This window comes from Methylibium sp. T29, from assembly GCF_000576205.1.
Taxonomy (GTDB): domain Bacteria; phylum Pseudomonadota; class Gammaproteobacteria; order Burkholderiales; family Burkholderiaceae_C; genus Methylibium; species Methylibium petroleiphilum.
Window position 1 is genome coordinate 1 of the sequence record NZ_AZND01000190.1, and the last position, 6,509, is coordinate 6,509.

Consider the following 6,509-nt stretch of genomic DNA (forward strand, 5'->3'; position numbering starts at 1 on the left):
GGCCAGCGCGCCGGCGCCGAGCTGCCCGATCTCGTGCGCCAGGCCCAGCGCTTCGGCGGCGCCGCGCGTGGCCGCATGCAGCGCCTTCCAGGCGCTGAGCTTCACGCCGCGCAGCGCCTGCACCTTGTAGGCATCGGCCAGCGTGCGCAGCATCGACAGGCTGGTGCCGCCACCCACGTCGCTGGCCATCGACACGCGGTAGCCGGTGTCGACCGCGGCCTGCCAGTCGAACAGCCCGCTGCCGAGAAACAGGTTGCTCGACGGGCAGAAGGCGATCTGCGCACCGGTGTCGCGCAGCAGCGCACGGTCGGTGTCGTCGAGCCAGATGCCATGCGCGAGCACCGCGCGCTCGTGCAGCAGGCCGTGGCGGTGGTAGACGTCGAGGTAGCTGCGCGCTTCGGGGAACAGCTCGGCGATCCAGCGCACCTCGTCGGTGTTCTCGGCCACGTGGGTCTGCATGTAGACGCCCGGGTGTTCGCGGCACAGCCGACCGGCCATCGCCAGCTGCTCGGGCGTGCTGGTGGCCGCGAAGCGCACCGTCACCGCGTACGACAGGCGGCCGTTGCCGTGCCAGCGCGCGATCAGGTCGGCGCAATCGCGCTCGGCCTGCAGCACGTCGTCGCGCAGGCCGTCGGGCGCGTGGCGGTCCATCAGCACCTTGCCGGCCACCAGCCGCATGCCGCGTGCGCGGGCCGAGGTGAACAGCGCCTCGGTCGCGCCCTTGTGGACGGTCGGGAACACCACCGCCGAGGTGGTGCCGTGCGCCAGCAGCGCATCGACGAAGCGCTCGGCGCCGCTGGCCGCCACCAGTGGATCGGCATAGCGCAGCTCGGCCGGGAAGGTGTAGGTGTTCAGCCACTCGAGCAACGCGGTGCCGTAGCTCGCGATCACGTCGAGCTGCGGGCAGTGCACGTGGGTGTCGATGAAGCCCGGCGTGATCAGCCGCCCGGCGTGGTCCACGCGCTGCCAGCTCGCGTCGGGGCCGCTGCCGGCGCGGGCCGGCTCGGCGCCGACGATGCGGCCGTCCTCGACCAGCAGCCAGTGGTCGGGCCGGTAGCGCACGCCAGCGGCGTCCCCGGGCGCGGCGAAGCCGGGATCGACCTCGATGTCGAGCAGGTCGCCGAACAGGGCCAGCCGTTGGCTCATGCGGTGCTCCCTCGCGTGGTCATCAGTGAGCGCCGGCGCGCGGGACCGTGGCCCCCGGCTTCGGCAGGCCGCGCGCCACATCGCGCATCACGCCGCGCAGCCAGCGGCCGGCGGCCGACTGGTGGCTCAGCTCGTGCCAGAGCTGGTAGTACACCAGCGCCGGGAACGGCACCGGGCAGCGCACGATGCGCAGGCCCGGCAGCTGACCGACGTAGCGGCTGCAGAACAGCCGGCCGGTGGTGAGCACCAGCCGCGAGTGCGCCACCATCTGCGGCCCCAGGCCGAAGTAGGGGCTGCGCACCACGATGTCGCGTGCCAGACCCAGCGCGTCGAGGTGCTCGTCGATCACGCCGCGCGCGCCGGGATGCAGCGGCGTCGGCGCGATGTGCTCGCTGGCCAGGTAGCGCTCGGCGGTCCAGCTGCGCGGACTCTTCACGGCCGGGTGGTCCTCGGCGACCAGGCAGACGATCTCGTCGGACAGCAGGCGGCCCAAGTGCAGCTCGGCCGGTGGCCGCAGCCAGTTGCCGATCACCAGGTCGACCTCGCCGCGCGCCAGGCCCTTGCGGTAGTCGAACTCGGCCGACAGCGGCAGCACCTCCACGCGGATGCCCGGCGCCTCGGCGCGCAGCCGCGTCACGAGCGCGGGCAGGAACTGCGGGTCGAGGTAGTCGCTCGCCGCCACGCGGAAGGTCGTCTCGCTGTGCGCCGGGTCGAAGGCCAGCGCCTCGGCGCGCGAGCCGAACAGCCGCTCGGCGTTGCGCAGCAGCTCGGCTGCCGGCTCCAGCAGCTGCAGCGCCACCGCGGTCGGCGCCATCCCGGTGCCGGAGCGCACCAACAACGGGTCGCCGACCAGCGCACGCAGGCGCTTCAACTGAGCGCTGACGGCCGGCTGGGTGGTGCGCAACCTGAGGGCGGCGCGCGACACGCTGCGTTCGGTGATCACGGTGTGGAGGACGCGGACGAGATGGAGCTCGATCTTGTCGAAAAGCGTGGGCTGGCTCATATCGTCATCGGCATACCGGTTATCGCTGGCATCGTATTCGCATGGGGTCGGCGTGGAGTACCTTCGGCCCGAACCGCAAGATTCGTCAGACCGCACCCGCCCGCCGCTCCCCCAACGCCACGCAATGAGCCTGCCAGCCGTTCGCTTCTTCCACCGCGGCCGCGTCGTCTCGGTCGAGGGCGCATCGCCGACGCGCAGCGTGCTGAACTGGCTGCGCGAGGACGCCCGCTGCACCGGCAGCAAGGAGGGCTGCAACGAGGGCGACTGCGGCGCCTGCACTGTGGTCGTCGCCGAGCTGGCCGAGCATGCCGATGCGGTGGGCACGACCTCGGCGCGCGCCACCGTGGTCGGCGGCCTGAGCCTGCGCACGGTGAACAGCTGCATCCAGTTCCTGCCCACGCTGCACGGCAAGGCGCTGCTGACGGTGGAGGATCTGCAGGCGATCGCCCAGGGCGTGGCCGTCGCGGACCCCGGCGTGGGCACGCTGCACCCGGTGCAGCAGGCGCTGGTCGACTGCCACGGCTCGCAGTGCGGCTTCTGCACGCCGGGCTTCGCGATGTCGCTCGCGGCGTGCTACGAGCGCCACTGCGAGGCCGGCACGCAGCCGACGCGCGCCGAGCTGGCCGACGAGCTGTCGGGCAACCTGTGCCGCTGCACCGGCTACCGCCCCATCCTCGACGCCGGCGAGCACATGTTCACGCTGCCACCCAGGCGGCTGGACACCGCGCCCATCGTCGCGGCGCTGCGCGCCCTGCAAGGGCAGCAACCCGGCGACGACATCGCCGAGCCAGCCGCCGGCTTCCACACCCCGCGCACACTGGCCGCGCTGGCAGCGCTGGTCGAGAGCCGCCCGCAAGCACGGCTGCTGGCCGGCAGCACCGACATCGGGCTGTGGGTCAACAAGCAGTTCCGTGCGCTCGGCGAGATCGTCTACCTCGGCGACGTCGACGAGCTCAAGCGCATCGAGTGGCAGGGCGACACGCTGCGCATCGGTGCCGGGGCGCCGCTCGAGGACGCATGGCGCGCGCTGGTCGGCGTCGCGCCGGCACTCGCCGAGGTGTGGCGCCGCTTCGCGTCGCTGCCGGTGCGCAACGCCGGCACGATGGGCGGCAACGTCGCCAACGGCTCGCCGATCGGCGACAGTGCGCCGGTGCTGCTGGCGCTCGACGCTGTACTGCTGCTGCGCCGTGGCGCGCAGCAGCGCCACCTGCCGCTCGCCGATTTCTACGTCGACTACATGAAGAACCGGCTGGCGCAGGGCGAGTTCATCGAGGCGATCGAGCTGCCGCGTCCGGCCGCCTCGACGCAGGTGCGGGCCTACAAGCTCAGCAAGCGCTTCGACTGCGACATCTCGGCGGTGTGCGCCGGCCTCGCCCTCACGCTCGACGGCGAGACGGTGGTGCAGGCGCGCTTCGCGTTCGGCGGCATGGCGGCCATCGTCAAGCGGGCCGCGGCAGCGGAGGCCGCTGTCGTCGGCCGGCCCTGGACCGAGGCCACGGTGCAGGCGGCGATGGCCGCGCTCGCCACCGACTACGCGCCGCTGACCGACATGCGGGCGTCGGCCGCCTACCGCCTGCGCGCGTCGCAGAACCTGCTGATGCGGCTGTGGCTGGAGACGCGGCCGGTTGCGCCGCTGCCGACCTCGCAGACCAACGTGTGGGCGGCCGCTTGAGTCGGACCGTACTGCGTCCATGAGCCCTTTTTCGATGCCTGCTCCTGTCGTTCCTGTCGGGCGCGTGCGGGGCCATGGGCGGGTGAGCGTCATCGCTTGGCGGAGGTACCCGATGCGCGTTGCCACTCACCCACCCCACGGGGCCCCACCCTCCACCTCGCCGCAGCACCGCCCCGAAGACCCTGGCATGAACAGGAACAGGAGACTCCGGTGAACAAGCAGGCCGACGCCTTCCTCGTCGACAGCGGCACCCAGCCCCCCTCGAAGCAGTGCGCCCCCGAGGCCGGCCGCGCGCGCCCCCATGAGTCGGCGCACCTGCACGTGTCCGGTGCGGCGCCCTACATCGACGACCTGCCCGAGCTGGCCGGCACGCTGCACGCGGCACTGGGTCTGTCGCCGGTGGCGCACGGCGTGCTGAAGGCGATCGACGTCGAGCGGCTGAAGGCCCTGCCCGGCGTGGTGGCGGTGCTGACCGCGGCCGACATCCCCGGGCCCAACGACTGCGGCCCGATCGTGCACGACGAGCCCATCCTCGCCGCCGGCCACGTGCACTACCTCGGCCAGCCGGTGTTCGCGGTGATCGCCACCGACCGCGAGCAGGCGCGCCGCGCTGCCGCCCAGGCGAAGGCGGTGCTCTCGATCGACCCGCTGCCGCCGGTGCTGAATGCGCTGGAGGCACACGCGAAGCGGCAGTACGTGCTGCCCGACATGCACCTGGTGCGCGAGTCGGCGCCCGGCGCGCTGCGCGCCGCGCTTGCCGCCGCGCCGCACCGCCTGCAGGGCACGCTGAGCGTCGGCGGTCAGGAGCAGTTCTACCTGGAAGGCCAGATCTCCTACGCCTGCCCGACCGAGAACGCCGGGCTCAAGGTGCATTGCTCGACCCAGCACCCGAGCGAGATGCAGCACCTGGTCGCGCATGCGCTGGGCTGGCGCTCCAACCAGGTGCAGGTCGAGTGCCGGCGCATGGGCGGTGGCTTCGGCGGCAAGGAGTCGCAGTCGGCGGTGTTCGCCTGCGTCGCCTCGGTGGCCGCGGTGAAGCTGCAGCGGCCGGTGAAGCTGCGCGTGGACCGTGACGACGACTTCCTCGTCACCGGCCGGCGTCACGGCTTCGAGTACGCCTGGGAGGTCGGCTGCGACGACGCCGGCCGCGTGCTGGCGGCCGAGGTGACGATGGTGTCGAACGCCGGCTGGAGCGCCGACCTGTCGGGCCCGGTGATGACGCGCGCGCTGTGCCACTTCGACAACGCCTACTGGCTGCCCGAGGTGGCGATGCACGGCCACAGCGCGCGCACCAACACCCAAAGCAACACCGCCTTCCGCGGCTTCGGCGGGCCGCAGGGCGCGATCGCGATCGAGGTCATCCTCGACTCGGTGGCGCGCCGACTCGGCCTGGACCCGCTGGCGGTTCGGCGCGCCAACTTCTACGGCACGACCTCGAACAACGTCACGCCTTACGGCCAGCAGGTCGACGACAACGTGATCGCGCCGCTGGTCGACACGCTGGCCGCGAGCAGCGACTACGCGGCACGGCGCGCGGCCGTCGCCGCCTACAACGCCGCCAGCCCGGTGCTGAAGAAGGGCCTGGCGCTGACGCCGGTGAAATTCGGCATCTCCTTCAACGTGGCGCACTTCAACCAGGCCGGCGCGCTGGTGCACATCTACACCGACGGCTCGGTGCTGGTGAACCACGGCGGCACCGAGATGGGCCAGGGCCTGAACACCAAGGTGGCGCAGGTGGTGGCGCACGAGCTCGGCATCGCCTTCGAGCGCGTGCGCGTGAGCGCCACCGACACCCACAAGGTCGCCAATACCTCGGCCACCGCAGCCTCGACCGGCAGCGACCTGAATGGCAAGGCCGCGCAGGACGCGGCCCGCCAGCTGCGCGAGCGGCTCGCCGCGCTGGCCGCCGCGATGCAGGGCGGCACGGCCCAGGCCGTGCGCTTCGCCGACGACCGCGTGCACGTCAATGGCGCTAGCCTCGACTTCGACGCGCTGGTGGCGCAGGCCTACGCTGCGCGCGTGCAGCTGTGGAGCGACGGCTTCTACGCCACGCCCGGCCTGCACTGGAACCGCGAGACGCTGCAGGGCCGACCGTTCTACTACTTCGCTTACGGCGCGGCGGTGGCCGAGGTGGTCGTCGACACGCTGAGCGGCGAGCACCGCCTGCTGCGCGCCGACCTGCTGCACGACGTGGGCCGCTCGCTGAATCCGGCGGTCGACATCGGCCAGGTGGAGGGCGCGTTCATCCAGGGCATGGGCTGGCTGACCTCGGAGGAGCTCGTCTGGCACCCCAAGACCGGCCTGCTGATGACGCACGCGCCCAGCACCTACAAGATCCCGACCGCGAACGACTGCCCGTCGGTCTTCCGCACCGCGCTGTTCGAGAACAACGACAACGTCGAGGACAGCATCCACCGCAGCAAGGCGGTCGGCGAGCCGCCGCTGCTGCTGCCGTTCTCGGTGTTCCTGGCGATTCGCGACGCGGTCTCGGCGGTCGGTGGCCACCGCGTCGACCCGCCGCTGCGCGCGCCGGCCACGCCCGAGGCAGTGCTCGACGCGATCGACGCGGTGCGCGCGGCACGCTGAAGCACCATGACCCTGCGCACCCACGCCCTCCGCTGGCTCGACGCATCCCGCCCGGCGATCGTCGTCGAGGTGGCTGCCACGCGCGGCTCGGTACCCCGCGAG

General features: G+C 72.4%; 4 protein-coding genes. 2 read left to right on the plus strand and 2 right to left on the minus strand.

Annotation, left to right across the window (positions count from 1 at the left end; translation table 11 throughout):
• Both guaD and x551_RS16935 read right to left on the minus strand, forming a co-directional pair.
• The coding region (guaD, locus tag x551_RS16930) for a guanine deaminase (protein ID WP_036249687.1) at nucleotides 1–1,146 on the minus strand (1,146 nt) is incomplete at its 3' end.
• A 22-nt stretch (nucleotides 1,147–1,168) separates the two neighbouring features.
• Nucleotides 1,169–2,149 (minus strand): LysR family transcriptional regulator, encoded by a 981-nt coding sequence (locus x551_RS16935; protein ID WP_036233447.1) that lies wholly within the window; start codon nucleotides 2,147–2,149, stop codon nucleotides 1,169–1,171.
• 124 nt (nucleotides 2,150–2,273) lie between these two features.
• Between x551_RS16935 and xdhA the strand changes: the two genes are divergently transcribed.
• A complete protein-coding gene (gene xdhA, locus x551_RS16940) occupies nucleotides 2,274–3,821 on the plus strand; it encodes a xanthine dehydrogenase small subunit (RefSeq protein WP_036233448.1) in 1,548 nt (515 codons plus the stop codon).
• 210 nt (nucleotides 3,822–4,031) lie between these two features.
• The gene (gene xdhB, locus x551_RS16945) at nucleotides 4,032–6,407 is read left to right on the plus strand and encodes a xanthine dehydrogenase molybdopterin binding subunit (protein ID WP_051495786.1); all 2,376 of its coding nucleotides are present in this window, start codon (nucleotides 4,032–4,034) and stop codon (nucleotides 6,405–6,407) included.
• Nucleotides 6,408–6,509: the final 102 nt, after the last annotated feature.

What these genes read in the sequence shown, in the direction of transcription:
- x551_RS16935 (WP_036233447.1), bottom strand. Translation starts at nt 2,149, where the DNA reads ATGAGCCAGCCCACGCTTTTCGACAAGATCGAGCTCCATCTCGTCCGC.
- xdhA (WP_036233448.1), top strand. Translation starts at nt 2,274, where the DNA reads ATGAGCCTGCCAGCCGTTCGCTTCTTCCACCGCGGCCGCGTCGTCTCG.